The sequence below is a fragment of the Limnohabitans sp. genome (genome assembly GCF_030158565.1).
In the GTDB taxonomy this organism is placed as follows: Bacteria; Pseudomonadota; Gammaproteobacteria; order Burkholderiales; family Burkholderiaceae_C; genus Limnohabitans_A.
In genome coordinates this window covers 25,631-52,217 of the sequence record NZ_JAOASQ010000036.1, presented here as the reverse complement: position 1 = coordinate 52,217, position 26,587 = coordinate 25,631, and the positions used below count along the sequence as shown (strand labels likewise).

Annotated in this window: 28 protein-coding genes; 14 read left to right on the top strand and 14 right to left on the bottom strand. The window is 58.7% G+C overall.

Annotated features, from left to right (window positions below; translation table 11 throughout):
- Nucleotides 1-60 precede the first annotated feature (60 nt).
- A complete protein-coding gene (locus tag Q1W40_RS07525) occupies nucleotides 61-285 on the bottom strand; it encodes a DUF2188 domain-containing protein (protein WP_300710608.1) in 225 nt (74 codons plus the stop codon).
- Between the two features lie 194 nt (nucleotides 286-479).
- Between Q1W40_RS07525 and Q1W40_RS07520 the strand changes: the two genes are divergently transcribed.
- From Q1W40_RS07520 to Q1W40_RS07510, 3 genes are read left to right on the top strand one after another with little or no spacing between them, the layout of a single operon-like run.
- Nucleotides 480-1,064 carry a hypothetical protein gene (locus Q1W40_RS07520; protein WP_300710606.1) on the top strand — a complete coding sequence of 195 codons (585 nt, stop codon included), beginning with the start codon at nucleotides 480-482 and terminating at the stop codon, nucleotides 1,062-1,064.
- Nucleotides 1,061-1,468, top strand: a complete 408-nt coding sequence (locus tag Q1W40_RS07515) for a hypothetical protein (protein ID WP_300710604.1) — start codon at nucleotides 1,061-1,063, stop codon at nucleotides 1,466-1,468. Before Q1W40_RS07520 ends, Q1W40_RS07515 begins: the two co-directional genes overlap by 4 nt.
- On the top strand, nucleotides 1,455-2,219 hold the full coding sequence (locus tag Q1W40_RS07510; protein ID WP_300710602.1) for an ImmA/IrrE family metallo-endopeptidase: 765 nt from the start codon (nucleotides 1,455-1,457) through the stop codon (nucleotides 2,217-2,219). Before Q1W40_RS07515 ends, Q1W40_RS07510 begins: the two co-directional genes overlap by 14 nt.
- 419 nt (nucleotides 2,220-2,638) lie before the next feature.
- Here the strand turns inward: Q1W40_RS07510 and Q1W40_RS07505 are convergent, their stop codons facing one another.
- A complete protein-coding gene (locus Q1W40_RS07505) occupies nucleotides 2,639-3,256 on the bottom strand; it encodes a response regulator (protein WP_300710600.1) in 618 nt (205 codons plus the stop codon).
- Nucleotides 3,257-3,459: 203 nt separating this feature from the next.
- Here Q1W40_RS07505 and Q1W40_RS07500 point away from each other — a divergent pair, with 203 nt between their 5' ends.
- Genes Q1W40_RS07500 through Q1W40_RS07490 form a run of 3 tightly spaced genes read left to right on the top strand, consistent with a single transcriptional unit; the run spans nucleotide 3,460 to nucleotide 7,260 of the window.
- Nucleotides 3,460-5,175, top strand: coding sequence for a long-chain fatty acid--CoA ligase (locus Q1W40_RS07500; RefSeq protein ID WP_300710598.1), 1,716 nt, complete (start codon nucleotides 3,460-3,462; stop codon nucleotides 5,173-5,175).
- A 20-nt stretch (nucleotides 5,176-5,195) separates the two neighbouring features.
- The gene (locus Q1W40_RS07495; RefSeq protein WP_300710596.1) at nucleotides 5,196-6,209 is read left to right on the top strand and encodes an LLM class flavin-dependent oxidoreductase; all 1,014 of its coding nucleotides are present in this window, start codon (nucleotides 5,196-5,198) and stop codon (nucleotides 6,207-6,209) included.
- A gap of 31 nt (nucleotides 6,210-6,240) precedes the next feature.
- Nucleotides 6,241-7,260, top strand: coding sequence for a methionine synthase (locus tag Q1W40_RS07490; RefSeq protein WP_300710594.1), 1,020 nt, complete (start codon nucleotides 6,241-6,243; stop codon nucleotides 7,258-7,260).
- Nucleotides 7,261-7,274: 14 nt separating this feature from the next.
- On the opposite strand, the gene Q1W40_RS07485 is transcribed toward Q1W40_RS07490, so the two are convergent.
- The gene (locus Q1W40_RS07485) at nucleotides 7,275-7,715 is read right to left on the bottom strand and encodes a hemerythrin domain-containing protein (protein ID WP_300710592.1); all 441 of its coding nucleotides are present in this window, start codon (nucleotides 7,713-7,715) and stop codon (nucleotides 7,275-7,277) included.
- 178 nt (nucleotides 7,716-7,893) lie between these two features.
- On the opposite strand from Q1W40_RS07485, the gene Q1W40_RS07480 reads away from it, so the two are divergent.
- On the top strand, nucleotides 7,894-8,661 hold the full coding sequence (locus Q1W40_RS07480; RefSeq protein ID WP_300710590.1) for a 2OG-Fe dioxygenase family protein: 768 nt from the start codon (nucleotides 7,894-7,896) through the stop codon (nucleotides 8,659-8,661).
- 110 nt (nucleotides 8,662-8,771) lie between these two features.
- Here Q1W40_RS07480 and bktB read toward each other — a convergent pair whose 3' ends face one another.
- Entirely contained in the window at nucleotides 8,772-9,956 is a 1,185-nt protein-coding gene (gene bktB / locus Q1W40_RS07475; protein ID WP_300710588.1) for a beta-ketothiolase BktB, read from the bottom strand.
- A gap of 253 nt (nucleotides 9,957-10,209) precedes the next feature.
- Between bktB and Q1W40_RS07470 the strand changes: the two genes are divergently transcribed.
- Nucleotides 10,210-11,460, top strand: a complete 1,251-nt coding sequence (locus Q1W40_RS07470; RefSeq protein WP_300710586.1) for a tetratricopeptide repeat protein — start codon at nucleotides 10,210-10,212, stop codon at nucleotides 11,458-11,460.
- Nucleotides 11,461-11,481: 21 nt separating this feature from the next.
- On the opposite strand, the gene Q1W40_RS07465 is transcribed toward Q1W40_RS07470, so the two are convergent.
- Together Q1W40_RS07465 and Q1W40_RS07460 are read right to left on the bottom strand one after the other, a co-directional pair.
- A complete protein-coding gene (locus Q1W40_RS07465) occupies nucleotides 11,482-12,807 on the bottom strand; it encodes a cytochrome c (RefSeq protein WP_300710584.1) in 1,326 nt (441 codons plus the stop codon).
- Complete coding sequence (locus Q1W40_RS07460; protein ID WP_300710582.1) at nucleotides 12,804-13,529, bottom strand: c-type cytochrome; 726 nt, start codon at nucleotides 13,527-13,529, stop codon at nucleotides 12,804-12,806. The genes Q1W40_RS07465 and Q1W40_RS07460 overlap by 4 nt, the downstream gene beginning before the upstream one ends.
- Nucleotides 13,530-13,667: 138 nt before the next feature.
- Here Q1W40_RS07460 and Q1W40_RS07455 point away from each other — a divergent pair, with 138 nt between their 5' ends.
- Both Q1W40_RS07455 and Q1W40_RS07450 read left to right on the top strand, forming a co-directional pair.
- Nucleotides 13,668-14,186 carry a GNAT family N-acetyltransferase gene (locus Q1W40_RS07455; protein WP_300710580.1) on the top strand — a complete coding sequence of 173 codons (519 nt, stop codon included), beginning with the start codon at nucleotides 13,668-13,670 and terminating at the stop codon, nucleotides 14,184-14,186.
- Nucleotides 14,187-14,419: 233 nt separating this feature from the next.
- On the top strand, nucleotides 14,420-15,433 hold the full coding sequence (locus Q1W40_RS07450; RefSeq protein WP_300710578.1) for a tRNA-dihydrouridine synthase: 1,014 nt from the start codon (nucleotides 14,420-14,422) through the stop codon (nucleotides 15,431-15,433).
- Between the two features lie 165 nt (nucleotides 15,434-15,598).
- Here Q1W40_RS07450 and Q1W40_RS07445 read toward each other — a convergent pair whose 3' ends face one another.
- Together Q1W40_RS07445 and Q1W40_RS07440 are read right to left on the bottom strand one after the other, a co-directional pair.
- Nucleotides 15,599-15,958 carry an Hpt domain-containing protein gene (locus Q1W40_RS07445; protein ID WP_300710575.1) on the bottom strand — a complete coding sequence of 120 codons (360 nt, stop codon included), beginning with the start codon at nucleotides 15,956-15,958 and terminating at the stop codon, nucleotides 15,599-15,601.
- Nucleotides 15,959-16,022: 64 nt separating this feature from the next.
- Nucleotides 16,023-16,901 carry an NUDIX hydrolase gene (locus Q1W40_RS07440; RefSeq protein WP_300710573.1) on the bottom strand — a complete coding sequence of 293 codons (879 nt, stop codon included), beginning with the start codon at nucleotides 16,899-16,901 and terminating at the stop codon, nucleotides 16,023-16,025.
- 150 nt (nucleotides 16,902-17,051) lie between these two features.
- Here Q1W40_RS07440 and Q1W40_RS07435 point away from each other — a divergent pair, with 150 nt between their 5' ends.
- A complete protein-coding gene (locus tag Q1W40_RS07435) occupies nucleotides 17,052-17,963 on the top strand; it encodes an SDR family NAD(P)-dependent oxidoreductase (protein WP_300710571.1) in 912 nt (303 codons plus the stop codon).
- Between the two features lie 16 nt (nucleotides 17,964-17,979).
- Here the strand turns inward: Q1W40_RS07435 and Q1W40_RS07430 are convergent, their stop codons facing one another.
- The 6 genes from Q1W40_RS07430 to mltB all read right to left on the bottom strand — a co-directional run bounded on the left by Q1W40_RS07430 (nucleotide 17,980) and on the right by mltB (nucleotide 23,158).
- Nucleotides 17,980-19,752, bottom strand: coding sequence for an ATP-binding protein (locus tag Q1W40_RS07430; protein ID WP_300710569.1), 1,773 nt, complete (start codon nucleotides 19,750-19,752; stop codon nucleotides 17,980-17,982).
- A 53-nt stretch (nucleotides 19,753-19,805) separates the two neighbouring features.
- A complete protein-coding gene (locus tag Q1W40_RS07425; RefSeq protein WP_300710567.1) occupies nucleotides 19,806-20,474 on the bottom strand; it encodes a response regulator transcription factor in 669 nt (222 codons plus the stop codon).
- A gap of 74 nt (nucleotides 20,475-20,548) precedes the next feature.
- Entirely contained in the window at nucleotides 20,549-20,887 is a 339-nt protein-coding gene (locus Q1W40_RS07420) for a hypothetical protein (RefSeq protein WP_300710565.1), read from the bottom strand.
- A gap of 588 nt (nucleotides 20,888-21,475) precedes the next feature.
- Entirely contained in the window at nucleotides 21,476-21,697 is a 222-nt protein-coding gene (locus Q1W40_RS07415; RefSeq protein WP_108322148.1) for a TIGR02450 family Trp-rich protein, read from the bottom strand.
- 125 nt (nucleotides 21,698-21,822) lie between these two features.
- On the bottom strand, nucleotides 21,823-22,140 hold the full coding sequence (locus Q1W40_RS07410) for a hypothetical protein (protein WP_300710561.1): 318 nt from the start codon (nucleotides 22,138-22,140) through the stop codon (nucleotides 21,823-21,825).
- 85 nt (nucleotides 22,141-22,225) lie between these two features.
- The gene (mltB, locus tag Q1W40_RS07405) at nucleotides 22,226-23,158 is read right to left on the bottom strand and encodes a lytic murein transglycosylase B (RefSeq protein ID WP_315171325.1); all 933 of its coding nucleotides are present in this window, start codon (nucleotides 23,156-23,158) and stop codon (nucleotides 22,226-22,228) included.
- A gap of 347 nt (nucleotides 23,159-23,505) precedes the next feature.
- Between mltB and Q1W40_RS07400 the strand changes: the two genes are divergently transcribed.
- From Q1W40_RS07400 to Q1W40_RS07390, 3 genes are read left to right on the top strand one after another with little or no spacing between them, the layout of a single operon-like run.
- Nucleotides 23,506-24,459 (top strand): histone deacetylase family protein, encoded by a 954-nt coding sequence (locus Q1W40_RS07400; RefSeq protein ID WP_108326689.1) that lies wholly within the window; start codon nucleotides 23,506-23,508, stop codon nucleotides 24,457-24,459.
- 52 nt (nucleotides 24,460-24,511) lie between these two features.
- Complete coding sequence (locus Q1W40_RS07395; RefSeq protein WP_300710556.1) at nucleotides 24,512-25,306, top strand: enoyl-CoA hydratase; 795 nt, start codon at nucleotides 24,512-24,514, stop codon at nucleotides 25,304-25,306.
- Nucleotides 25,294-26,568, top strand: coding sequence for a mechanosensitive ion channel domain-containing protein (locus Q1W40_RS07390; RefSeq protein ID WP_300710554.1), 1,275 nt, complete (start codon nucleotides 25,294-25,296; stop codon nucleotides 26,566-26,568). Before Q1W40_RS07395 ends, Q1W40_RS07390 begins: the two co-directional genes overlap by 13 nt.
- Nucleotides 26,569-26,587 lie beyond the last annotated feature (19 nt).

Genomic DNA, 26,587 nt, shown 5'->3' with positions numbered 1-26,587 from the left:
CGCGATGCCCCGCTGCGCACGCCGTTGGCTACATGCGTGAAATATCCGGGCTAGCCATTCTTACCCCCTAGGCGGAAATGTGTCGTTGCCGTGACTGTCCTTGTATTGAATCTGACCGTTCTGGCCATGGACAACCAACTCGGACTTCTGATTCTGCGATATTTCCCGGGCACGATCCACCGCATCTTGCTTGCGGTCGAACAGTTGTGTGTCTCGTTGGGCACCGGCACCTCGGACGGCCCAGCCATCTTCGCGAGGGACAACATGCTGATTGCGTTTACTCATATTGATGTTCCTTGTTGCAGCGTGATTGCTGCTACATAGGTGTGCGGTGGCAAATCCCAGCGCGGACAATTGTTCGAACGCTGTCCGCATGCAAAATGACAACCGCACACTTAAGAACCTAGGGAGGATTCGTGTCACCAAAACCGTCTTCAGAACGTCATGCCAGTGTCGAGGAGCTATCCCGTGCCCTGACCATGCTGACCGCCGCCGAGCGGCTTCGTTTGTTCGCAAGAGCACGTCTGCTTGTTTGGGGTACCGAGTACACGGATCCCACAGAGTTGTTCAATGAAGCTTTTAAGCGCGCCCTCGTCGCTGCAAGCGGGTCCAAGCAGGACGGTGAACGTGGCCGTCCGTGGCCTATTGATCGAGTTCCGTTTCCGGCCTTTTTGTCCGGCTGCATGGACAGCATTGCCAACGGATCCCGTGAGTCACTAGGACAAACACAGGTTGACCGTTTGGAGAATTTGGCGGGCGAGACCAGGGACATGGACGCAGTGATGCATCGGGCTGGCCGTTGGAACGCTGATGTCGTAGAACAGGCCATGGAGGTAGAGGAGACGTTTGACAGGCAGAAGGAAGTTGAGGCTGATGTACGAATCATTGAGACTCACTTTAAGGACGACCAGGAAGTGCTCGCTGTTATCGAGGGGCAGAAGGCGGACATGCCGGTGGCAGATGTACTTGCTTTATTCGATCTCGATCAAAAAACCTACGACACGGCACGACGGAGGCTGAGGAGACAGGTGGATAAATTGATGCCAGGAAGGAGACAGCGATGACCAACGAATTTCAGAAAACTCTCGACGCAGTTCGAGTGTTGTCACTCAAAGACCTCGATGCCTCGTCTGACGAAGACATTTGGGCTGAGTTTGTCGCTGAAGGTATTGACCCCGATCAACTTGCGACCAGCATTGCAGTGAGTCTTGATGACGTTCTGGCTGCCAGTCTCCGTCAACAAGCTGCAGCTTCCAAGGTGGCTATGCAGGTGCGCGCGGTCCCCAAGAAATCATTAGGGCTTACGTTGGATCTAATAAAGAAGCGCATCGCGCAAGCCTTCGCGACGGAACCACAGTTAGCGACCGCCTTCCGAGATGGAAGTCGCCAAAGTGATGCCGATCTGGAAACGCTCTATGACGATCTAGTGCTAATGGGCAAGATCATCGATGCCGATGATGATCGTTAATGTCGACATGCTCAGCCGCCCGGAGCGTTTGCTCTGGGTGCATGGCGTAAGGATGCCCGAACACATTGATTTGGAGGCCATTGCCAGCGCTAAAGGTGCGCACATCGTTTACAGAAAACTCGACGGCTGCGCGGCCCGTTTGGTTGCTACCGATGATCGTGCTGTTATCAGTGTCGCCGTGGACGACAACATAGGAAGAAGGCGCTTCTCACTGGGTCATGAATTGGCTCATTGGATCCAGGATGCTCAGAGAGCATCATTCAAGTGCTCGAGCGCTGATATTGGTCCACAGAACGCAGAAGCCAAGACTATTGAGGCTGATGCAAATAATTTCGCTAGCCAACTGATTCTTCCGGATTATTTAGTCTGGCCATGGGTTGCAGATCGCAAACCCAGCCTTGATCTTGCCAACGCAATGGGCGACGCTTTTCAAGCCAGTTTGACTGCTTCCGCTTTGAAGCTGCTTCAGCGTGCCCAGGGGGCGATCGCGATCACCTGTCACGATCAACGAAGGTTGAAATGGTCCAGGCGCAGCCGTAACTTTTCAACCGATTTCTACATCCTCAACGAATTACATCAGGACACCATCGCATTCGAAATGGCTTTTGGCGCAGTGAAAGGGCTGAGTCGCCCGAAGCGAGAGGGTGCCTCCCGCTGGATTAGCGGCCCAAGCACCTATCGAATGGAGGTCTGGTCGCAATCGATCAAACTTCCCGAAGGTTCAGTGTTGACTATGCTTTCGGTTATATAGTCAGTCGACGGCATCAGGCGTGCCATCGCAACGATATATCGAAGGCTACATAGAATTTTTCTGTGCCGATTACCGCCAGCAGAGGCCGTCGATCCCTGTGGTCACGTTGTAGATGATTGGGCATTTTTATTCATGACCGAACGGCTGAAGTTCGTCTGAAATTTAATATTAAAAGAACGACCACACATATTAAGGATCGCGTATATTTGGAACTCGTTTTGCGACCCGGCTAGGCATGGTAGCAATAGTGGTAGCAGATTTTTGTAGAGTGAACTGCAAAAAGTCTAATGAAATCAACGATGTTTTTAGTTTGGCGTAGAGTCCCGTCCACTCCGCCAAAATAAAAAAGCCGCTGCAGAAATGTAGCGGCTTTTTTCATGCCTGCTCACCAACTGGAAAGCAGGCGCTTCAAGCGCTGTTCAGGTCTGCAGTTCCACGTGGCGGCCTGCGATCAACGCGGTGAAAAAACCATTGAACCATTGCATGTTGATGGGCTTGGCCATGAACACCGTGCCTTCTGGCAAGCCACCGCGAGCGGCAATGTCCTCTTGAGACAATGCAGAAATGACCAAGCAGGTCATTCGGTTGAACTGAGGTGTTTGGCGTATCGTGCGCAAGAGCTCAAAACCATCAACACCGGGCATGTTCAAGTCGGCGATCAGCACGTCTGGCTGAATGCTGGCCATGTCGATCAGTGCTTCTAGGCCCGATGACATGGCCGTGCAATCGACGGGTGTTTCGCACCTGTTGCAAAAATCCCGCAGCATGTCACGTGTGACAGCATCATCTTCAACCAGCAATACTTTCAGCCGACCTTCCCGATTTTCGGCGGGCGACATGAGCATGTTGTGCTTGCGCTGGTATTCACGAATGGACTGCATGGAAATTCGCCTGTGGCCACCCTGTGTTTTCCAGGCTTGAAGTTCATTCTTTTCGACCAATGTCTGGATGGTCCCTACCGACAGTCCAAGCAATTTGGCTGCATAGGTGGTGCCACAGTAGTCTTCGATGGTGTCGTGGGTAGGATGTGTTTGCATAAGTTTATTTTAGTGATAAAAATGTGAAATGTTCCTTAAATTAAAACCAAATTACTTATTAATAAACAATTTGAAACAGGTGAGCAAGGATGGGTCTATGCATTCATGGGGGCTCAGGTCCCGCCTGCGACAAAACCCACCCTTGTGGGCGGCGTGTGGCCTATTAACATGCAGGCCAAGCCACAAGAATCAGGAGACCATCAATGCCAGCCCATGATGCCGTTTGGCCAGCGCGCCTGCCCGCCAAAATCACGCCACCGGTCACGTCCCTGTGGATGAATTTGGCAATCAGCGCCATGCGATACCCCGATAAGCCTGCCTTGGTTTTTATGGCCAGAAGTTGGTCGTACCGGCAGCTGCAGGCTGCGGCCGAAAATATGGCCTCAGCGCTGTCGGCTTTGGGTGTAAAGGCAGGCGATCGCGTCATCCTGAACATGCAGAACTGCCCTCAACTGGTGATCACGCATTTCGCGATCTTGCGTTTGGACGCGGTGGTCGTACCCGTCAACCCGATGAACAAGGCCGAGGAGCTCAAGCACTACATCACAGACCCCGATGCCCGGGTGGCTGTGACCACGGCAGATCTGGCGCCAGAACTGGCCCAAGCGAGCAATGCTTTGCCCGCGGATCAACAGCTGCGGCACATGGTCGTGACGCAGTTCTCGGATGTCTTTGATCCTGAAGCCTTGACGGCCGATGACTTGCCACCAGCCTGGCATTCCTGGCTTTTGCCGGTGCGCGATCTGCCCGCATTGTCGGCAGGTCAAACCCACGCATGGCAGGCTTTGATGGATGCTCCAGCAGTCGCTTTGCCTGCGGTGAAGGCCAGCTCCGATGACTTGGCCATCTTGCCCTATACAAGCGGGACCACGGGCTTGCCCAAGGGGTGCATGCACACGCATGGCACGATCATGCACAACGCCATGGCGTCTGGCTTGTGGGGCAACGGCACGCCTGAAAACGTGACACTTTGCGTGGTGCCCATGTTCCACATCACGGGCATGGTCAGCGTCATGCATGCCAGCATCTTTATCGGGGCCAGCCTCGTCATCATGCCGCGCTGGGATCGGGATGCTGCGGGGCACTTGATTTCCAAATGGCGTGTGACGCACTGGACCAACATCCCGACCATGGTGATCGATTTGCTGGGCAGTCCGAACTTGCAAAAGTACGACCTGAGCAGCTTGGCTTACATCGGCGGTGGCGGTGCCGCCATGCCCGAAGCGGTGGCCCAGCGTTTGCTCGACCAGTTCGGTTTGCGTTACATCGAAGGCTATGGCTTGACCGAAACCGCAGCCCCTTCGCACACCAACCCGCCCGACGCACCGAAGAAGCAATGCCTGGGCATTCCGATCTTGAGTGTGACGTCACGCATCGTTGACCCAGAGACGTTGGCCGAGTTGCCACAGGGTGAGTCCGGCGAGATCGTGATCAGTGGCCCGCAAGTTTTCAAAGGCTACTGGAAACGTCCGGATGCGACCGAGAGCGCTTTTTTTGAGCGCGATGGCCTGCGCTTTTTCCGTTCGGGGGACATGGGGCGCATCGATGAAGAAGGCTATTTCTTCATGACCGATCGCCTCAAACGGATGATCAATGCCAGCGGCTTCAAGGTCTGGCCCGCAGAGGTCGAGGCGCTGATGTTCCGGCATCCCGCCATTCAGGAAGCGTGCATCATCTCGACCCGCGATGCCTACCGCGGTGAATCCGTCAAGGCCGTGGTCGTGCTGCGGCAAGACCACAAGGGCCAAGTCAGCGAGCAGGACATCATCGACTGGTGTCGTGAGAACATGGCGGTCTACAAAATGCCCCGCGTGGTGAGCTTTGTCGATGCGCTGCCCAAGAGCGGCAGCGGCAAAGTCATGTGGCGTGCCCTGCAAGAGGCTGAAATGGCCGGCTTGGACAGCTCGGCCAAGGCCTGAGTCCTTCATCCCACATCCGAATGCCTTTGAAACTTTCCATTCTTGACCAATCCGCTGCCGCCTCAGGGCGCGGGCAAGACCTCACGATTCGTCAGACGCTGGCGCTGGCCGAGCAGGCCGAAGCCTTAGGCTACCACCGCTTTTGGGTGAGCGAACACCACAGCCACCCCAGCATCGTGGGCACGGCGCCTGAGGTCTTGATGGCCGCCATCGCCGCCCGCACGCAGCGCATACGCTTAGGCAGTGCGGGGGTGATGCTGCCGCACTACTCGGCGCTCAAGGTGGCCGAGCAGTTCCGCGTGCTCGATGCGCTGGCTCCAGGCCGAATTGATTTGGGCGTGGGCCGCGCACCGGGCAGCGACGGGCGCACCGCTCAGCTGCTCAATCCCGACCGCAACGCCTCTGAGCGCTTTCCGCAGCAAGTGATGGAATTGCAAGCCTGGGTCAAGGGCCAGAACCTGCCACCCGGTCACCCGGGCCACAACGTGTACGCTTACCCGCAGTCGGACACTTCACCCGACGTCTGGATGCTGGGCAGCTCTGACTATGGCGCTCAGCTGGCGGCGCACCTGGGGCTGCCCTATGCGTTTGCCTACTTCATCACCGACGGGCAGGGCGCAGATGAGGCCTTGCAGATTTACCGCGAAACCTTCCGACCCAGTGCCACGCTGCAAAAGCCCGCCGCTACTGTTTGCTTGTGGGCACTGGCTGCTGACACCGACGAAGAAGCGCTGCGCCTGTTCGAGAGCCGTGCCCGCTGGAAGATGGACCGCAACCTGGGCCGCATTGGGCCTTTGTTGCCGCCCGAAGAAGCAGCGCGTGACTACAGCCCGGCCGAGGCGTTCGCGCTGCAACGCCTGCGTGATGGGGCCTTGATCGGCTCGGCCGCCACCGTAGGCCGCAAGCTGCGCCAACTGGCGGCGCGCCTGGAGGTCGACGAGCTGGTCGTCATCACCTGGACGCATGACCCTGCAGCGCAAATGCGCTCTTACGAACTGCTCGCCCAAGAATTTGCCCTTGCGGCAAACTCCTGAGCATTGATTTTTTAACCCAAGGATTTTTGACATGTTCACCACCGCGATCGCTGGCAGCTTGCCCAAACCCGCCTGGCTGGCCGAGACCGAAAAACTCTGGCCCCAGTGGACCACCCAAGGCCCCGAGCTGCAGCAAGCCAAGGCCGATGCCACGCTGCTGTGGATCAAGGCGCAGGAAGACGCGGGCCTGGACGTGATCGGTGACGGGGAGCAGGCGCGCCAGCACTTTGTGCACGGCTTTGTCGAGCAGGTCGAGGGCATCGACTTCGTGAACAAGGTCACCATGGGCATCCGCAACAACCGCTACGACGCGCAAGTGCCCCAAGTCATTGCGCCGCTGCGCCTCAAGGGCCGTGTGCACGCCTTCGAAGCCCAGCTGGCCCGAGCCCACACCAAAAAGAAACTCAAATTCACTTTGCCCGGCCCCATGACCATCGTGGACACCGTGGCCGACCGCTTTTATGGCGACAAGGTCAAGATGGCGATGGCCTTTGCCGAGTTGCTCAACCAGGAAGCGCTGGCGCTGCAAGCCGATGGCGTGGACATCATCCAGTTCGACGAACCGGCTTTCAACGTTTACATGGACGAGGCGGCCGACTGGGGTGTGAAAGCGCTGGAGGTGGCCGCGCGCGGTCTGACCTGCACCACCGCCGTGCACATTTGCTACGGCTACGGCATCGAAGCCAACAACAAGTGGAAAGAAACGCTGGGCCATGAATGGCGGCAGTACGAAAAGGTGTTCCCGGCCTTGGCCAAGAGCAGCATCCAGCAAGTCAGCCTGGAGTGCATGCACTCGCATGTGCCGATGGAAATGATGAAGCTGCTCGAAGGCAAAGACGTGATGGTGGGTGTGATCGACGTGGCCAACCCGGTCATCGAGACGGCCGAAGAAATCGCTGACACCATTGGCCGCGCCTTGCAGTTCGTGCCCAAGAACCGCCTGATCGCCTGCACCAACTGCGGCCTGGCCCCCATGAGCCGCGCTGTGGCCGAGGCCAAACTCAAGGCGCTGGCCGAAGGCGCCAAGCTGGCCAGCCAGCGCTACGCCTGAGGTGATGCCTGTCCTTACGCTGCCAAGGCGATGTCGTCGGGCATGCTGAGCACGCCGGTGGCGGGGTCGTAACCGGTTTTGCGCAAGTGCAAGGCCAGCGCGGCATCCATCGATTGCGAATGGTTGGCGAACCATTGACCCAGTTCGCCGGCCATTTTGCGGATCGTGGCCAACTCGCCCGATTCACCGGCCGCCAATCCTTCGCGCATGACTTGCAGCACCACCTTGTGTTGCGTGCTGTGAATGTGGTCCGATGAAAACTGCGTGGCGTGCATCCACCGGTCTTCGCGCTCAAAAATACGGGCCGTGTGCGTCAACAGATCGCGCCAGCGATCAACCAGCGAGGCGTCGCTGGCTTCATGCGCCAAGTCCAGCAGTTCCACAAAGCGGCGATGACCGTCATCGATGGCGGGCATGTCCAGCGACAAGGCATCGCTCCATTGCAGTCGGGTCATGGTTTTCTCCTGTGCAGCCGGATGCGACCACCTGCGGAGAGCTTAAATTTGGACGTGCCTGCAGATCTTGATCCACATCAGCACTGTCCTTGAAAGTCCCTTCATTCGGCCTTGCTCGTGATCATGGTTCTTGGGGACGTTATGCTTGCAGTCTTTGCCTGATTGCCCGGACGTTTTCATGCCTCAAAACACCCTGCCGCCGCCGCTGACTGCGCCTGACCAACTCAATGTCACCTTGTCTTCTCAAGGCTTCGCGGTCTTGAGCGCCGACAGTGTGTGCGCTTTGGCCGGTGTGTCTGTTCAGGCCTTGCAGGCACTGCAGCCCAGCTGGAACGACTTGCCGCCAGACCAGTACCTCAAAGACGGCGGCCGTTACCGCCGCCGTCGGCATGCCAGTTTTGAAGTCACTGCCCAAAAACTGAAGGCCACGCCGCACCGTGCGCATTGGCAACCCGTGTCCTACAACGCCTTGCACGGCGGCATGCAACGCTGGTTCGAGCCCATGGCTGCCGAGGTGGTGCAACAAGCGGCATGGTCTGCCTTGCTGCGCTGGTTGGCAAGCGTGGCCTCGGCGGCGCAGGGTGATCAAACCTGGTTCACCGAAGCGCACCAATTTCGCATCGATACCACCGACGGCATTGGTCGCCCCACGCCCGAGGGCGCGCACCGCGATGGCGTCAACTGGGTGGCGGTGTTTTTGATTGGACGTCACGGCATCAAGGGTGGGGAGACCCGTGTGTTCGACATGGACAGTCCACGCGGCCAGCGTTTCACCTTGAGCGAGCCCTGGTCGCTTTTGCTGTTGGACGACACCCGCGTCATCCACGAAACCACGCCCATTCAGCCCGAAGCGGAGGGTGGCTGGCGCGACACGTTGGTGATCACCTTGCGGTCGGACAGCTTTCTGGATGAGCCGACTCCTCTTGCCGCTTTGAATGCCCGTTGAATGTTCTGGCATGGACCCCGGATCAAGTCCGGGGTGACGAATGTGCTTGTGACCCCGGGCGAAGACCTGGGGTGACATAAAGGCCATACCCGCGCAGGCGGGTAGCCTTATTACATGCGTTCAAAAATCGCCGCAATGCCCTGACCGCCGCCAATGCACATGGTCACCAGCGCATAGCGGCCGTTCACGCGCTGCAGCTCGTACAGGGCTTTCACAGTGATCAATGCGCCCGTGGCACCGATGGGGTGGCCCAACGAAATGCCCGAGCCGTTGGGGTTGACCTTGGCAGGGTCCAGGCCCAGTTCGCGCGTCACGGCGCAGGCCTGGGCCGCAAAAGCTTCGTTGGCCTCGATCACGTCCAGGTCGTTCACGGTGAGGCCGGTTTTCTTGAGCACGGCGTGCGTGGCCGAGATGGGCCCCACGCCCATGATCTTGGGGTCCAGACCGGTGTGGGCATAACCCACCAGACGGGCCATGGGCTTGGCACCACGGGCCTTGGCGGCACCGGCTTCCATCAGCACCACGGCGGCGGCGGCGTCGTTGATGCCCGAGGCATTGCCTGCGGTCACGGTGCCGTTTTCTTTCACGAACACGGGCTTGAGCTTGGCCATGTCTTCGAGCTTGCAGCCGGGGCGGAAGTGCTCGTCGGTGGCATAGGCCACATCACCTTTTTTGCTTTTCAGCATGACGGGCAGGATCTGGTCTTTGAAACGGCCCTCGGCTGTGGCGCGTTCGGCGCGGTTGTGGCTTTCCAGCGCCAAGGCATCCTGCATCTCGCGGGTGATGCCGTATTTGGCGGCCACGTTTTCAGCCGTCACGCCCATGTGGATGGTGTGGAAGGGGTCGTGCAAGGCACCGACCACCATGTCGACCATCTTGGTGTCACCCATGCGGGCACCCCAGCGGGCGCTCAAGCTGGCATAAGGGCCACGGCTCATGTTTTCTGCACCGCCGCCGATGGCGATGTCGCAGTCACCCAGCAAGATGGACTGGCTGGCGCTCACGATGGCTTGCAGGCCCGAGCCGCACAGGCGGTTCACGTTGAAGGCGGGCGTGCCCTCGGCGCAGCCGCCGTTGATGGCCGCCACGCGCGACAAATACATGTCTTTGGGTTCGGTGTTGACCACATGGCCGAACACCACATGGCCGACGTCCTTGCCCTCGGTGCCCGCGCGGGACAGGGCTTCGCGCACCACTTGTGCGGCCAGCTCGGTGGGGGCAATGTCTTTGAGGCTGCCGCCATAGGTACCAATGGCGGTGCGCACACCGCTGACAACAACAACTTCACGGCTCATGGGAATGTCTCCAGAATTGAAAAAATAAAAACGGTGCAGGAACAACGTTACCAGTGTCCTGCCTAATCGCTACATTCTCCTGACAACGGTGAATGCCGAAGTAACGTGGTTGACAAAAGTCATGACGAGGGCAGGTCTGACCGACTCGGTGGTGTATTTGAATTCCAAAGTGCTGGTTTGGGTATGCTTGGTGTTCTTTGTCGCTGGAAATGGCCCAGCCTGACCCGCGACACGAACCCACCTTGACCCTCCCATGCCCGCACCTCGCCGTTCTGCCAAAGACATCGCCCAATTGAACCAAAACCTGAGCGCGCTGGGGCAGCGCTTTGTGCAGCTCATGGCGCAGGGCGAGCATGCGGCAGCCTTGGGCGTGAATGCTCAGGCGCGGGCCTTGATGCCACAGCACCCACAGATTTTGGGAGATGCCGCGCTGTGCCATCTGCGCCTGCGCGAATACGACAAAGCCCACGCCACCTACCTGAAAGCCTGCGCTCTGGGGCCGAAAGATGTGAACTTGTGGGATGGCCTCACCGAGGTGTGTGGGCACATGGGGAGCATGGCCGAAGTGCGACAGCATGGCGCCCACAGCCTGCATCTGAAGGACCAGCAAACCCTGGCGCAAGTGCCGATGTCTTTGCCCTTGAGCCTGCCCGAAGTTGCACGCGATCCACAACGCCAGGTGATCGCTTTCAGCCTGTTTGGCGACAACCCCCGCTATGGAGAGACGGCCAAGCTCAATGTGATGGTGGCGCAGCAGTTGCTGCCGCAGTGGATTTGCCGCTTTTATGTGGACGACAGCGTGCCCGAACAGGTGCGCGCTGGCTTGCTGGCGCTGGGTGCGCAGGTGCGCGAAGTCAGTCCGCTGGACCGGCAAGAACTCAGCGGTCTGATGTGGCGATTTTTGGTGCTGGAAGATGCGGGTGTGGACCGCTTTCTGATCCGGGACGCCGACTCGTTGATCTCAAGGCGTGAGGTGGCCGCCATCGAGGCTTGGCTGCAAAGCGGCAAATGCTTCCATTTGATGCGCGACTATTTCTCGCACACCGAGCTCTTGCTGGCCGGCATGTGGGGCGGCTGTGGCGGCATTTTCAAAAATGTGCGCCAGCAGATGGTGCAGTACATCGCGCAAGGCCAGTACCTGGGCGCTCGGGTGGTGGACCAGCATTTCCTGCGCCTGCACATCTGGCCCACCGTCAAGCAAAGCCTGCTGTCACACGATCCGGTGTTCGGCTTCATGGACGGGCAGGATTTTCCGCCCCACGAAGCGCAAGATTTGGGGCTGGACTTTCATGTGGGCTGCAACCTGTCGTCCAGCAGCATCGGCGCTGACAGCGCCTTGCCCGAGGGTCAGCGGGTTAGCTGGAAAATCGAGGATTTGCAAGGGCAAACGATTTGCCAGTACGACACAGCTGTGCGCCAGGGCCAGTGGCGTGCCGATGTGCCGGGCCCTTATGCCAAGCTCATCAAGGACGGCGTCTGGCGGGTGCAGGTGCTGGGCGCTTAGGTACTGGGCGCTTGAAGTGCCTCAGTGGTCCTGTGAAGCCCGGATCCGGTTGACCTGCAAGGGGGTGACTTCGCCGCCTTGGTTGCCCCATTGGGTGCGCAGGTGCGTCAGCACCGCTGCGATGTCGCGGTCGTCCAGCTCCAGCACAAAGGGCGGCATGCCAAAGGGCCGAGGGTGACCTGCTGTGGCCGGTGAGTACCCGCCATACAGCACCAGCTGCACCAGGTTGGTCGGGTCGCGCAACTGCACGGCGCGGTTGACTGCCAAGGCCGGGTAAGCGATTTGGCCGCTGGATGAGCGCACACCCTGGCCTTGTTCGCCGTGGCATTGGGCGCAGTGGCGATCGTAGGTTTTCAGACCCATTTCGGCTACACGCAGGCTCACAGGCGCGCGTGTCGCAGGTGTGTCGGTGCCCTTGGCCTTTTGCGCCCGAGATTGAAGGTACACCGCCATGGCCTGCAAATCGGCGGGGTTCATGTATTGCGTGCCGTGTTGCACCACTTCGGCCATGGGGCCGCTGGTTTGGGCCTGTGCCGAGCTGCCGGTTTGGAGCAGGCGCACGATTTCGGCCAAGGGCGTGCTGGCCAGGCCGGTCTCCCGGTCGCTCGTCAGGTCAGGCGCGTACCAGTTGACGACGGGCATGAGCCCGCCCGACAGGTCATTGACCGGGCCACTGGCGCCCAAGGCGTTGCGCGGGCTGTGGCAGGCCGCGCAGTGACCCAGGCCCTGGACCAGGTAGGCACCCCGGTTCCATTCGGCGCTTTGCCGGGTGTCCGCCACAAAGGGTGTGGGTTTGAAAAACAAGCTGCGCCACACCGCGAGGGCGGGCTGTGTACCCACCGGCCACATCAGTGCATGGGGCGTGGGGGCCTGTTGAACAGGGGGCAGGCTGTGCAACCAGGCCAGCAATGCATCGCTGTCTTCGCGGGTGATCACGCTGGTGTGGTTGTAGGGAAAGGCCGGGACCAGCAGGCGACTGCCTTTGGAGCGGCCATGGTGCAGGGCTTGCCAAAAATCATCGCTGTTCCATTGGCCGATGCCGCTTGTGGGGTCCGGCGTGAGGTTGCTGCTGAAGACGCTGCCAAATGGCGTGTCGATGCGCCGACCACCGGCCATGGGTGTGGACCCTTTGGCGCTGTGGCAGGCGATGCAGTTGCCCACCCGCGCCAGGTATTGACCGCGCTCAATCTGTGCAGCGTGCCCCTCCTTGCTGACGTGGTTTGTGGTGGGCGCACTGGCGCGTTCAAACCAAAAGCTGCCCCAGTTGTCAGCGACGACATAAACCACCAAGGCCAGCAGCGTGCCGATCAGTCCCCAAGCGATGCGTGTTGTGCGAGACGGCTTCATGGTTTGCCCCCGTGCAGTTCAGGGGCGCTGCCGCAGCGCAAGGCTTGGGGCAATGGCTGGCCTTGGGGGGCTTGTGCCGCAGGGTGGGTGTCGGTCGGCAAGGGCTGGCGGGCCAGCCAGCTGGAGACCGCGATCAGGTCTTCGGCCGGGATGCGTTTGACCACTTCGGCCATGCAATCGGGGGCCAAGGCTTTGCGTTGGCCGGTTTGCCAGGCGCCGAGCTGGGCGTTCAGGTAGTCCAGGGGCAGGCCCAGCAGGCCGGGCACATTGGCTTGCACACCGGTCAGGCGCGCGCCGTGGCATTGGGTACAGGCTGGCAGGCCCCGGCTGGCATCGCCTTGGGTCACGAGTTGCTGGCCTTTGGCCAGCCGCTCGGGGGTGATCGCATTGCTGGCGCTGGGGGCGGGGTAGGGCAGCTCCAGAGATGAGAAATAACGGGCCATTTCGCCCAGGTACTCGTCCGTCAGCGGATCGATCAGGCGGGCCATCAGTTCGTAGTGGCGGCGGCCTTGGGCGAAGTTGCGCAATTGGTTGTGCAGATAGCCGGCAGGTTTGCCCGCCAGGCGCGGGTAATAGCCATCGGGTCCGGCCCGTCCTTGGTCACCATGGCAGGCCATGCAGGCGCGGGTGCGCTCGGCCATGTTGTCGGCAAATCGGGCGGGCGTTTGGGCCATGGTTGTGGCGGCCACCAAGCTCAGCCAGGCCGCCAGCGGCCATGCCATCAGGCGTGTCGGCCTGGTCAAGCGTGAAAAAAACAGTCTCATCCACTGAAGATAACCGATGCGGCGACAATATCGGGTTTTCCGCTCGGTTGTGCCGGTCACGCCAAGCGCTTTGCGACCCTTTCGAATGCCAAGAACATGTCCGATATCCAAGTCCGATTCGCCTCCCAACAAGACGCCGCCGCTGTGGCCGCTTTGCACCTGAATGCTTGCCGCATGGCCTACGCCGGTCAGGTGCCCGACGAACATTGGGCAGCAACGCCCATGGCCAAGCGCGTGACGTACTGGAAAGAGGCCATCGAATATGGCGAACCTCAGGTCATCGTGGCGGTGGACGGCCAAGAGATCGTGGGCTTTGTGGGCTTTGACCGCTCGCGCGATCCGAAATCGAAAAACACCACCGGCGAAATTTGGGCCATCTACGCCGCCCCAGAGCGCATTGGCCAAGGCGTGGGCCTGGCCCTGTGGGATGCGGCCCGTGAAGGCCTGCAGGACGAAGACTGCACCGACGTGACCGTGTGGTTGCCTTTGTTGCACGAGCAGACCCTGCGTTTCCATGAATTGGCAGGCTTCAAGCGCGAGATGAACACTGCGCGCACCGTGCCACTGGGCGGCGTGAAGGTGGAAGAAGTCCGCCTCAAGCGCAAACTGGGCTGATGGGGCCAGCCCCAATGGACCCCGGGTCTTCGCCCGGGGTGACAAAAATGCCGCGCCGTTCGGGCAGGCAAGTCATTCCACGTCAGCAGGTCATCCTGCGTCAACATGTCATCCCTCGTCAACATGTCATCCCGCGTCAGCATGTCATCCCGCGTCAGCATGTCATCCCGGGCTTGACCCGGGATCCATCCCCAAGGCCAGCCACTGTCCACTGACACCATTCGCCACCGTTCATGAAAATCCTTTTGGCGCCCATGGAGGGCCTGCTCGACCACACGCTGCGGGACATGCTCACGCGGGTGGGTGGGGTGGATTTGTGCGTGACCGAGTTCATCCGGGTGACCAACACGGTCTTGCCGCGCAGGGCCTTCATCCGCGTGGCGCCCGAATTGCTCAACAACAGCCGCACCGTGGCGGGCGTGCCGGTGCGGGTGCAGTTGCTGGGGTCTGACCCCATCTGCCTGGCCGACAACGCGGCGGCTTTGGCCGAGCTGGAGCCGCACGGCATTGACCTGAACTTTGGTTGCCCCGCCAAAACCGTGAACCAGCACCGGGGTGGGGCGGTCTTGCTGGACGAGCCTGAACTGGTGGGCCAAATCGTGGCGGCCGTGCGCCGGGCGGTGCCCGCGCACATCCCGGTCTCGGCCAAGATGCGGCTGGGCTACAACGACGACCGCCGCGCCGAAGACTGCGCTCAAGCGATTGAGGCGGCTGGTGCCAGCGATCTGGTGGTGCACGCCCGCACCAAGGCCCATGGCTACCGCCCGCCAGCGTACTGGGACCGGATTGCCGACTTGCGCCAGCACGTGCGTTTGCCCATGGTGGCCAATGGCGAAATCTGGACCGTGGCCGATGCTTTGCGATGTCGCGAAGTGACCGGTTGCGATCGCCTGATGATCGGGCGCGGCATGGTGTCTGACCCGGGGCTGGCGCTGGCCATTGCCCGCCACGATGCGGGCCAGACCGATGAAGCGGGCAACCGCGCTGTACCTTGGGCGGTGATTGCCGGTTTGATGCAGTTGTTTTGGGTGGGGGTCAGCCAGCGGGTGGCACCCCGACACCGCTCAGGGCGTCTCAAGCAGTGGCTCAATTACCTGCGCAAGGTCTACCCCGAGGCCCAGCAAGCGTTTGATGAATTGCGTTTGATGCATGACCCAGCACAGATCACGCAATGGTTGATGGTCCATGCGGCGGGGGGAATGTGGACCCCGTATCAAGTACGGGGTGACAAGACATGTACGGGGTGACAAGACATGTATGCAGTGGCAAGACCCGTATGCAGTGGCAAGACAACTGCGCGTTGATCGATCATGCGTGTTGGTCAGGCTGGCTTGGCGCCGCGTAGAGACCATTGCGGCTGTTTCTCGGGCATGTCATCCCGGGCTTGACCCGGGATCCAGGTCTTCCAGGGGTCAGCTGTGTTGTGCCAAATGGTCGACCACTTCGGTGCGCAACTGCTCCAGCTGCGGTGCCAGTTGACCATAAGCGTTGCGCACTTCAGCGGGTTCGCCGTGTTTGCTCAACTGCTCCACCGCGACCACGCGCTCGACCAGGCTGTCCACACAAAACACGGGTGTGAAACCTTTGAGCTGGTGCAGGACGCGGTTGGCGCCCAGTACATCGTCCTTGTTCAGCAAATCCACGATCAAGGGTAAATCATTGCTGAGGGTCTGTTGCAAAGTCTTGAGCAGGGTCAGCACCCCATTGGTGTCCCCAATGAACTCCATGGCCCTTTCGACGGACAGGTAAGTGGGGGCAGCAGACGGGCTCATACAGGGTTGATGCAATTAAAGGCTGAGGTGTACGTTACAAAATGAAACGTTTGAGTTACGTATTCTAGTCAAGCAATGCGGCCAGTCCGGATTCGGGCTCAAAACGTTTGTCTTTGAACATCAAACGGCTGGGTCCGGGGAAGGCGGGCTCGGCCACCGAGTGCCGTGGATCGCCGGGGTAACAGATGGTCCGGATGCCGTCCTGGTCAAAGGGCTCGGGCTGCACCACGGGTGGTTTGCGGCTTCTCGCTTCGGCCAGCACGCTTTGGGCATTGGCGTGGCGTGACAGATGAACCAGGCTCATGATCTGCGGTGGGGCCAGCTCGATCTCGCGGTCCCAATAACGCAGCAGGGCTTCGCGTGGGCCGATCCACAGGGTTTCGGTGGTTTCGTGTTCGTCGTGGCGAGCGGTTTGGTCGGCAGGGACTTGGGTGATGAAAAAACGGGTGTCAAAGCGTTTGTTGGTCACCGAGGCCTGTTTGGGCGTGATCCATCGTGTCCAGGGCACCAGGGCTTCGGTTTGCAGTGTCAAGGCGTGGCTCTGTAAAGCTTGCGTCCAGCTTTGGCCGGCGCTGAGGCTCGCTTGCAGGGCGTTCAGGTCGGCGCTGCCGTTTTCGACTTGTCCAAGCAAAACGCGGCATTCTTCAAAGGCTTCGCGCATCGCCGCCACAAACAGCCCCGCCGCTTGTGTTGGCGGCAATTCGGGTTCTGCCAGTCGCTCATGCAGGTGGTCGCTGCTCTGGCTCAAACGGGACAAGACCTCGGGGTGCTGATCGGCCACGTCGAGCTTGCCGCCCGGAAAAACATAGGCCCCGCCCAGCACATTGGAGGCCTGGTGGCGCCTGAGCAGCAAAACCTGCAGGCCATCGGCTGTGTCGCGCAACAAGACCACGGTGGCCGCGTCAGCGGGGGGCGTCGTGATGATTTCGGTGTTCAGTTCCATGGGGCAGGTGTCAAGCGGGTAACAGAGCCAGAGCTCGGGCTGATTTACAGTGGACTGCAAGCAGGTGTGTGTTCATGGCTTCAGATTAGCAGATGGCTGCGAGCAGACCTGTCACCGATTGAACCCCAGCATTTCACAAGAAAGATTTTCATGAGCATCGATTTCAAAGGCCGCGTGGCGATCGTCACAGGCGCAGGCGGCGGCCTGGGCAAACAACATGCGCTGGCGCTGGCCGCCCGTGGGGCCAAAGTGGTCGTGAACGATCTGGGCGGCGATGTGCACGGTGTGGGGGGCTCGGTGTCCGCTGCGCAGGCCGTGGTGGATGAAATCCGCGCCGCCGGTGGCGAAGCCATCGTCAATGGCGCGTCCGTCACCGATTTTGAAGCCGTGCAGGCCATGGTCCAACAGGCCGTGGACACTTGGGGCCGGGTCGACATTCTGGTCAACAACGCCGGCATCTTGCGCGACAAGAGCTTTGCCAAGATGGACCTGGCCGATTTCCGCCTGGTGGTCGATGTGCACCTGATGGGCGCGGTGCATTGCTCCAAGGCCGTTTGGCCCATCATGCAAGCGCAAAACTATGGGCGAATCGTGATGACCACCTCGTCCAGCGGCTTGTACGGCAATTTTGGCCAGGCCAACTACGGCGCGGCCAAGATGGCTTTGGCCGGTCTGATGCAGACCCTCTCGATCGAAGGCGAAAAGCACGGCATCCGTGTCAATTGCTTGGCCCCTACCGCTGCCACGCGCATGACCGAAGGCCTGATGCCCGAAGCGGTGCTCAAAGCCCTGGAGCCACAGGCCGTGGTGCCCGCCATGCTGGTCATGGCCAGCGAGCAAGCGCCCAACCGCACCATCATCTGCGCCGGTGCCGGCAGCTTTGAAGTGGCCCACATCACTCTGACCCAGGGCGTGCACTTGGGCCTGACCCCTGACACGCCAGAGCGCTTGGCTGCCGCCTTGGCCCAGGTGACCGATCGTCAAGGAGAGACCGTCCCGCTGTCGGGCTCTGCGCAAGGCACGCTGGAAGTGGGCAAGGCGATGGTTGCGCACGGCGGTTAACGCCTTTCGTCAAAAGTCAGCCGATGCGGCTGGCCACGAACTTGGCAATGCTGGCGATGTCCATCGGCTTGTAAAGCACCTCGATGTCCAGTTGTTTGAACAAGGTCAGGTGTTGAGGTGCTGTGTCGGCCGTCACGATGCAAGCGGGAATGGATTGGTTGAATTCTTCCCTCAGTTGTTCGATGAAATAGATGCCGTCCTTGTCGCCCAGTCGGTAATCGGAAAGGATGAAGTCCAGCTTTGGGATGGTCATCAGGGCACTCGTGAATTCAGCCTCATCGTGCGGGATGGGATGCACCACATACCCTTGACCGACGAAAAACTCGATGTAGGCATACATCAGAGCACTGTCATTTTCGAGAATGCCCAAGTGCATGGTTTCGGTCGAGTCCATGGACGAGGCCTGTGGCAATGCGAGTGGGCCAGCCGCGGGTGGTGTGGCACTGTCAATCAATCCCGTGATCTCGAAATTGGTGTGGACACTGAAAACCGTCCCTTTGTCTTTCTCGGTTTGAACCGATACCGTGCCACCGGTTCTGTGCAGGATGCGGCTGACAATCGACAGACCCAAGCCCAGACCGTCGTGTTGTGGGCGAGAGCGTTGTGATCGGAAAAACTCCTTGTAGATGAATGGCAAATCCTCTTCGGGAATACCGCAGCCCGTGTCTGCCACGGTCAAGACCAGCATGCCCTGTTCATCGCTGAAATTGACCGTGATGCCGCCTCTGGTGGTGTACTGAACGGCGTTGGACAGCAGGTTGATCAGCACTTGGCTCAGGAGGTTGGCGTCGCCGTAAACCTGAAAGTGCTCATGGTTGAACCGCAGGTCCAACTTCTTCTCGACAGCGAGCTGCTGGAAGGATGGAATCAAATCATCCAGCATGGCATCCAACTCAAAGGAAGCATAAGCCGTGTCCAGTTTTGAGTCGAGTTTGCTGATGTCCAGCAGGGTGTTGAACATTTTGTTGAGCACCGTGATGCTGGAGCGCATTTTCAGGAAAATCGACTTTTCGACCTCCTTGAGGTTGTTCAAGTTGAGCAGTTCAATGAAGATGTTGATGGCTTGCATCGGCTGGCGAAGGTCGTGGCTGGCGGTGGCGATGAATTCTGATTTGGCGATGTTCGCGGCGACAGAGACATTCTTTTCTTGCACCAATTGGTCGAACAACTTCTCGTTTTTGAATCGCAGCGCAATCGACTTTTCCCAAGACTTGGAAAAGAAAAATCCCATCTTGAGGGCGAGGTAAAAGTTGACCAATGAGCCGATCGCGATGGGCCAAATGATGAATTGACTGTGAACGATGATGAACAGCAGTTCCGTGATCTTCAGGGGCAGTGCGAAACTGAAAAACGTTTGCCAATGCACGCAGTAGCCCACCATGCCCACAAACAGCACGGTCAATGAGATGACTTGGTAAATCAGGTAATTGACGGGGTCCATGCCCGGGACCAGCATCAGCCAACCCAAGCCCCAAACCGAGGTCACGATGCCCACGGCCCAGTTCAATTTAACGAAATTTTTGTGTGCGTCATCATCGAGTCGGATGGAGCGAACCAGGAAAATTCTGATCAGTACGGCCACAGCCATCAGTCCGAGCCAGATGTGGAAGTTATTTCCCAGATCAACGCTGTCGAACAAGGGAATGCAAAGCAAGGGGGCAATGACGGTGGCAGGGGTCGATGTTTTGGCGAACCCATGCATGTAGCGGATTTTTTCAAGCGCCACTTGCTGGACTTGGCGCAAATCCATCGGCTCGGACGATGCTGACTGTTCTTCGAAGAAAGACATGCTGGTGATCACGCGTGTGGGATTCACCGCTCCATGGCCCAGCCTCTCCAAGCTCAAATGGATTCAGGAATCGGAGGGATGGGTGCCGTCAGTAAATTGCTTTTTTGCGCCTTCAAGACCGCTTGCGTTCGGTTGAACACCCTCAACTCTTTGAAGATCTGATTGATGTGAATCTTGATGGTCTGTTCCTTGATGTCCAAATAGTCCGCAATCACTTTGTTAGGGTGGCCCAGGGCAATGAGCTGCAGGACTTCCAATTGGCGTTGGGTCAACCGGTACGCTTGAGGCCCGACTTCTTTGGGCAAGACTTTCAAGCTTGGGCTTGCATCGAGCAAAGATTTGATTTTGCCGATGATGCGGTCAGAGGTGTTGTTTTTGGACAGGAAAAGCGTTGCGCCAGCGGCTACTGCCCGGGGCTCCCAAGCGTTCTCATCGAGGCCGGAGACCGCAATCACATGGGCAACGTTGTGCTTGGTTTTAAAGACTTTGATCGAGGCCACACCACTGAGCCCCGGCATCAGGATGTCCAGCAAGATGATCCACTGTTTATGGCCATGGTCCAGGATCTCGAGCCCCTCGGCAGCGCTGCTGGCGCCAAGCACTTCAATTTCTTGGGCCTGGAACTCCTGCGTCAAGCGTTCAACCAGTGCTTCTCTGTAAATCGGATGATCGTCGATGATCAGCAGGGATTGGAAAGGCTGGACGTCCATGTTGCTGATCATCTTACAACTCCACCCCAGCCCATCGCAATAAAACTTAGGTTCAAAGCGCCAAACTGCCCCCATCCGCCTGGCTGTCAATGGTCATTGATGATCTCGGCCAGTTTCGTGCAAACACGGACGAACATGGTCCGTGGCGTGGCCCGTGTGCTGACGGTACCTTTGCCTGCTGGTCCTTCGTAGTCGTAGAACGGGTACCTTTGGCCATCAACGACTTTGCTGTAATAAAACATTCGGTAGGACTCCCCGTTATGGCAATTCCCGGAGAAAACGAACTCGTTTTCGTCCTCACCGATTACAGGAAATTTTTGGGCTGACACCGGAGAAAGGGATGTTGATAAAAAAATCGAAAGGCTTGCTGCTGAAATAAAGGCTATGCCGATGGTGAATGCACGGCTGAACGAGTTGGTTTTCATGACGCTTGTGTTGAATCCGGTACAGCGCAGTGTTACGAACAGAGGGAATTTTGTGAATACGAAAATTGATCTATGTCCAAAGTTTTAGATCTGTAGTTCGGTGTCCATTTGGCCTTCAACTGCAAATACATTCGAGCATGACCGTGTCATTTGTGGGCGTCCTAAGGTGACGCAATCAAGGAACGGTTACCTTCATTCAGAATCGACGAAAGCCACCAGGTGATTGAAAAAATCCCATCCATGTCGCCAGCTTCTTCCATGACTTGGTGCATCTTTTTGTACTGATCGCTAGTCGATGTGCCTTCGCTCCAAACCATCCTTCATGATGAGCTAACTGGTCACCCTCAGCTGATCGAGATCAGTCCTTCAAACTGATCTTTCTGCCAAATAATTCATGGGAAATCGGAATGGGTTTGTCGGTCTTGATCAAAGGTGTTGGGGTCCCTGGCTTGATCGTTTTGAAGGGCAGGAACTCCTCATACCCGCCACTGTTCGACTAGACAATTTGCTCATGGTTGCCCGCCTGAACCAAGACGGGGCTGCCATCATGGCAAAAGCCTGTCTGTGGCTATATGCCGATGGTGCAGATCAGATCCAACCCTGCCGCCAGACACTGTCGTCTTGCAATTCACGCCAACCAATTACCTGCACCGCCTTGGAAAACACCGCTTCGATTTCTACCCGCTCAATCGGATCCGTGGGCTGATCGGGTTGAATCACCCGGCTGACCAAGAAGTGCTTTTGCTTGGCGATGGGCTGGACGGCGGTCCATTTGCTCAGTAAAAGTTTTTTGGGATTGAGAGGGTTCATGGCTGTCGAGTGTATGGGGGTACGCATTTCGAGAACCTCGGTCAATGCAGTTGCCGTTCCGTTCAAGGCGCTTGAAATAATGCCAGGTGATGGAGAAGCGCAAAGTCAGTTGTGTGGCCTGAACGTCAAGTTGGCGGCATGTCAAACAGCTTTTTCAGATAGCGGCCCGCACCATCGGCAGCACCCGAGTCTGGATGCTTCAAGCAATGCGCATCCACGTCGATGATGGCGGGTTCATGGGCCTTGGGATCGTCGTTGTATTTGTCCTCTTTGCTTTTATGAAGACCTTTGAGCGTCAAACTCAGCGGTGCCAAAAAGGCATTCGTCCATGCACGCTTTTCAGCGTAACCAAGGCCCTGCCATGACTGGCAAGAATGGTCACCAAACAAGCTGGCTCCAAGGGCAGTTTGGCCCGACATGACCAGGACAAAAAAGCCCGCCATGAAGCCAGTCCGATATTGAAAAGAGGGCGAAGTGAGATTCATTCCCTGACTGTATGCCGACTTTCAATCGGTATTCGTGGAATGGTCAAGGCGTGTTCTTGACCTCACGCGCCACCGCCTCCGCCAACTCAATCACCGCCATGGCGTAATAACTGCTCCAGTTGTACCGGGTGATCGCATAGAAGTTTTCTGTGCCCGCCACATAGCTTGGGGCGTTGCTGCCATTGCGCAGTTCGATCAGAGCCAGGGGCCCGGGGTGCACCAATGCCGTGCCATTCAGGCCTGCGCCTTTGGCGGTGAAGCTGGTCACGCTGAAGGTGGGCAGGATGTCGGGTGCCAACAAGCTGTCCATGTCGGTTTGGTCGCTCAGGCTCACCGGGTAGTGCGTGGGCATGCCGGTGCGCCACTGGAAGGCTTTGAAGTAATTGGCCACTGAGCCAATCGCATCTGCGGGGCTGGCGAAGAGGTCGACGCGACCGTCCCCATCGAAATCCACCGCGTATTTGGCCCAACTGGATGGCATGAACTGCGGCAAGCCCATGGCTCCTGCATAGCTGCCGCGAATCGACAAGGGGTCTGCGCCGCTGCGCGCACTCAGTACCAAAAAGTGCTCCAGCTCGCTGCGGAAAAATGCCTGCCTTTCCGTGGCACGGGGGTGAGCCTGCGGGAAATGAAAGGCCAAGGTGCCCAGCGCATCCACCAAACGGAAGTTGCCGGTGTTTTGGCCATAAAGGGTCTCTACGCCGATGATGCCGACCACGATGGCGGCGGGTACGCCAAATTCCCGTTCGGCCCTCTCAAGGGTGCTTTGGTGTTTGCGCCAAAATCGTGCGCCAGCTTGGATGCGTGTGGGCTCTATGAAGCGGGCGCTGTACGCAGACCAGTCTTTCGCCGTGGGTGAGGCGGGGGGCAGAACCAGTTTTTCCACCAACGGCAGGCGTTGGGCGTGTGCCATTGTTCTTTGCAGCCACGAAGGGTCCAGTTGCAAGCGTGCTGCCGCTTCCCGGGCCCAGGCCATCACATGGATGTCATCGCTGAGGGGGGAGCCTGTGTGCTTCGTGCTGGGTTTGGCTTTGTGTGATTTGCCAGATTTGGCGTGCGTGCTGTTGTGTGGGGCCTTTTGAGCCAAGGCTGGGGGCGAGGTCAAAAACAGGGCTGCGCAAAGGCCGCCGATGAGGGGCAGTTGTTTGAGGCCTGGATGGCGCAATGGCGTTTCAAAATGCATGCAGGCAGTTTAATGGCCGCCGGGCATGATTTGGCTCAGACTTGTGCAAGATGGCGCGTGATAAGCTGGGCCATCAATTCGAAAAATTCAAGAAAAGCAACAGTCCCGAGGGACTCCGCTTTGGCAGAAAGACAAGCCGTATGGGCGCTACAGGTTATTTCACTCACCCCCAGTGCATGAAGCACGAGATGGGCGCTGGCCACCCCGAATGCCCCGAGCGGCTCAGCGCCATTGAGGACCGCTTGTTGATCACCGGTCTGGACATGGCTTTGCAGCGCCGCGAGGCGGGACCGGCCGCACTGGCCGACATCGAGTTGGCCCATGGGCGCATGCACGTGGCCGCCCTGCGTGGCTTGAGTGACAACTTGCGCGACGACATGGCCGCCGGAGGCCCCAGCCATACCGCGCTGGATTCGGACACCTCGATCAACGTGCACACCTGGGATGCCGCCTTGGTTTCTGCGGGCGCGGCCATCGAGGCGACAGACGCCGTCATGGCGGGCGAATTGGAAAACGCCTTCTGCGCCACCCGCCCGCCGGGCCATCACGCTTGCCGCGACAAGGCCATGGGCTTTTGCTTTTTCAACAACGTGGCCATTGCGGCCAAGCACGCGGTGGAGCGCCACGGCCTGAAACGGGTGGCGATTGTCGACTTTGATGTGCACCACGGCAATGGCACCGAAGACATCGTGGCCGGAGATGAGCGGATCTTGATGGTCAGCTTTTTTCAGCACCCTTTTTACCCCGAGGGCGGCTCGCAATCGACCGCATCCAATCTGCTGAACTTGCCGGTGCCGGCCTACACCCGTGGCATGGACATTCGCGAGCTGGTCGACATGATGTGGATGCCCAGGCTGGAAGCGCACAAGCCCGAGCTGATTTTCATCAGTGCCGGTTTTGATGCCCACCGCGAAGACGATATGGGGCAAATGGGCCTGGTCGAGCAAGACTACGCTTGGATCACCCAGCGCATCAAGGATGTGGCCCTGCGCCATGCCCAGGGGCGCATCGTCAGTTGCCTGGAAGGCGGCTACAGCCTCAGCGCTCTGAGCCGCAGCGTGGAAGCGCATTTGAGGGTTCTGGCGGACGTGTGAGCGGCTGCCCAGCTTGCCGCAGGCCAGCCCTTCTTTGTGCACAATCGAGTGCATGAACTCACCTGCTGAAAACACCAACATCTTGCTGCACGAGCGCGATGCGCGCGGCGTGCACCGACTCACCCTGAACAGCCCCGCCAGCTTCAACACTCTGGGCGAGGCCATGCTGGAGGCCTTGCAAAGCGCGTTCCATCAGATCGCGCAAGACGCCGATGCGCGTGTCGTGGTCTTGGGGGCGACAGGCAAGGCCTTTTGTGCAGGCCACAACCTCAAAGAAATGCGCGCCCAGCCTGAGCTGGCGTATTACCAAAAGCTGTTTGCCCAGTGCACGCGCATGATGCTGTCCATTCAGAACTTGCCCGTGCCTGTGATCGCCAGAGTGCAAGGCGTGGCCACGGCAGCGGGTTGTCAGTTGGTGGCGCAATGTGATTTGGCGGTGGCCGCGCAGGGCGTTCAGTTTGGCGTCAACGGCATCGATGTCGGCTTGTTTTGCGCCACACCCAGCGTGCCGCTGGTGCGCAATATGCACGCCAAACAGGCCATGGAAATGTTGCTCACGGGCGGCTTTGTCTCGGCCGATGAGGCTTGCCAGCGCGGTTTGATCAACCGCGTGTCTCCACCGCAGGAGCTGGATGCCCGTGTGGACGAGTTGGTGAATGCGATCTTGGCCAAACCCCGTGAAGCGGTGCGCATGGGCAAACAGTTGTTTTACACGCAGCGCGAGATGGGCATCGAGGCGGCCTACCAGTTGGCAGGTCAAACCATGGCTTGCAACATGGTGCACGATGTGGCGCAAGAGGGCGTTCAAGCCTTTATTGAGAAAAGGGATCCCTCATGGCGAATCTGAAAACCGTCCATGTGGCCGATCCCATGGCCTGGTTGGACTCCTTGGCTCGCCCAGAGTCATTGCAGGCATTGGCTGCCTTTGCCCTGTGTTTGTTTTTGGCCTGGCTCATGGTTTGGGGTTTGCGGCGTTTGCTGCGCGGCCATGAGCTGAAGATTTTGCTGGGACACCAGTTGGTGGATGGGGTCTTGTTTCCCATCTTGTTGCTGGGCCTGACCTTTGTGGCCCGTACGCTGTTGACAGAGGATCATCCGCTTGCAGTGTTTGATATTTTGCTGCCCGTTTGCACATCTTTGGCCGTGATTCGCCTTGGGGTGAAGGTGCTTCAGGTGGCTTTTTCTGGTGCCGTTTTTGTGCGGGCGTTGGAACGCACCATTTCATGGCTGGCTTGGGCTTGTGTGGTTTTGTGGGTCACGGGCATCTTGCCCTTGGTGCTGGGTGAGCTCGAGCAGATCCATTGGAAGTTGGGAGGCACCTTGGTCTCGGTGCGCACTTTGATCGAAGGCGCATTGACTGCCGGTGCTGTGCTGATCGTGGTGTTGTGGATTTCGGCGGCCATTGAAGCGCGCTTGCTCAAGTCGGCCACGGGCAGTGACTTGTCCTTGCGCAAAGTCATCAGCAACACCGTGCGAGCCATGCTCATGTTTGTGGGCTTGCTGATGGCGTTGTCTTCCGTGGGCATTGATTTGACGGCCTTGTCGGTGCTGGGCGGTGCTGTTGGCGTGGGCATTGGCTTTGGTCTGCAAAAGCTCGCGGCCAACTACGTCAGTGGTTTTGTGATCCTGGCCGAGCGCAGTGTGCGCATTGGCGATACGGTCAAAGTCGATGGCTTTGAAGGCCGGATCACCGACATCAAGGCCCGCTACACCGTGATTCGATCGCCCAATGGCCGTGAGTCCATCGTGCCCAACGAGTTGATGATCACCCAGCGCGTGGAGAACATGACCTTGAGTGACGCCAAACTGGCACAGACAGTGATTGTGCTGGTGGCCTACGATTCACCGGTCGATCAGGTGATCGGCCTTTTGTTGCAGGCGTGCTCGTCACAAGAGCGTGTCCTGGCTGATCCCGCCCCTTCTGTCGCTTTGTCAGCCTTTGGCGCTGATGGACTGGAATTCACGGTCAGTTATTGGTTTGAAGACCCTGCCAGTGGTTTGCTCAATTTGAAGTCCGACATTCATCTGGCCATCTTGAAAGCCCTGAAGGCACACCAGATTGAAATTCCTTATCCACAGCGTGTGGTGCACCTGCAACCTCCCCCCTGATGCCAATTGGAGAGCGTCA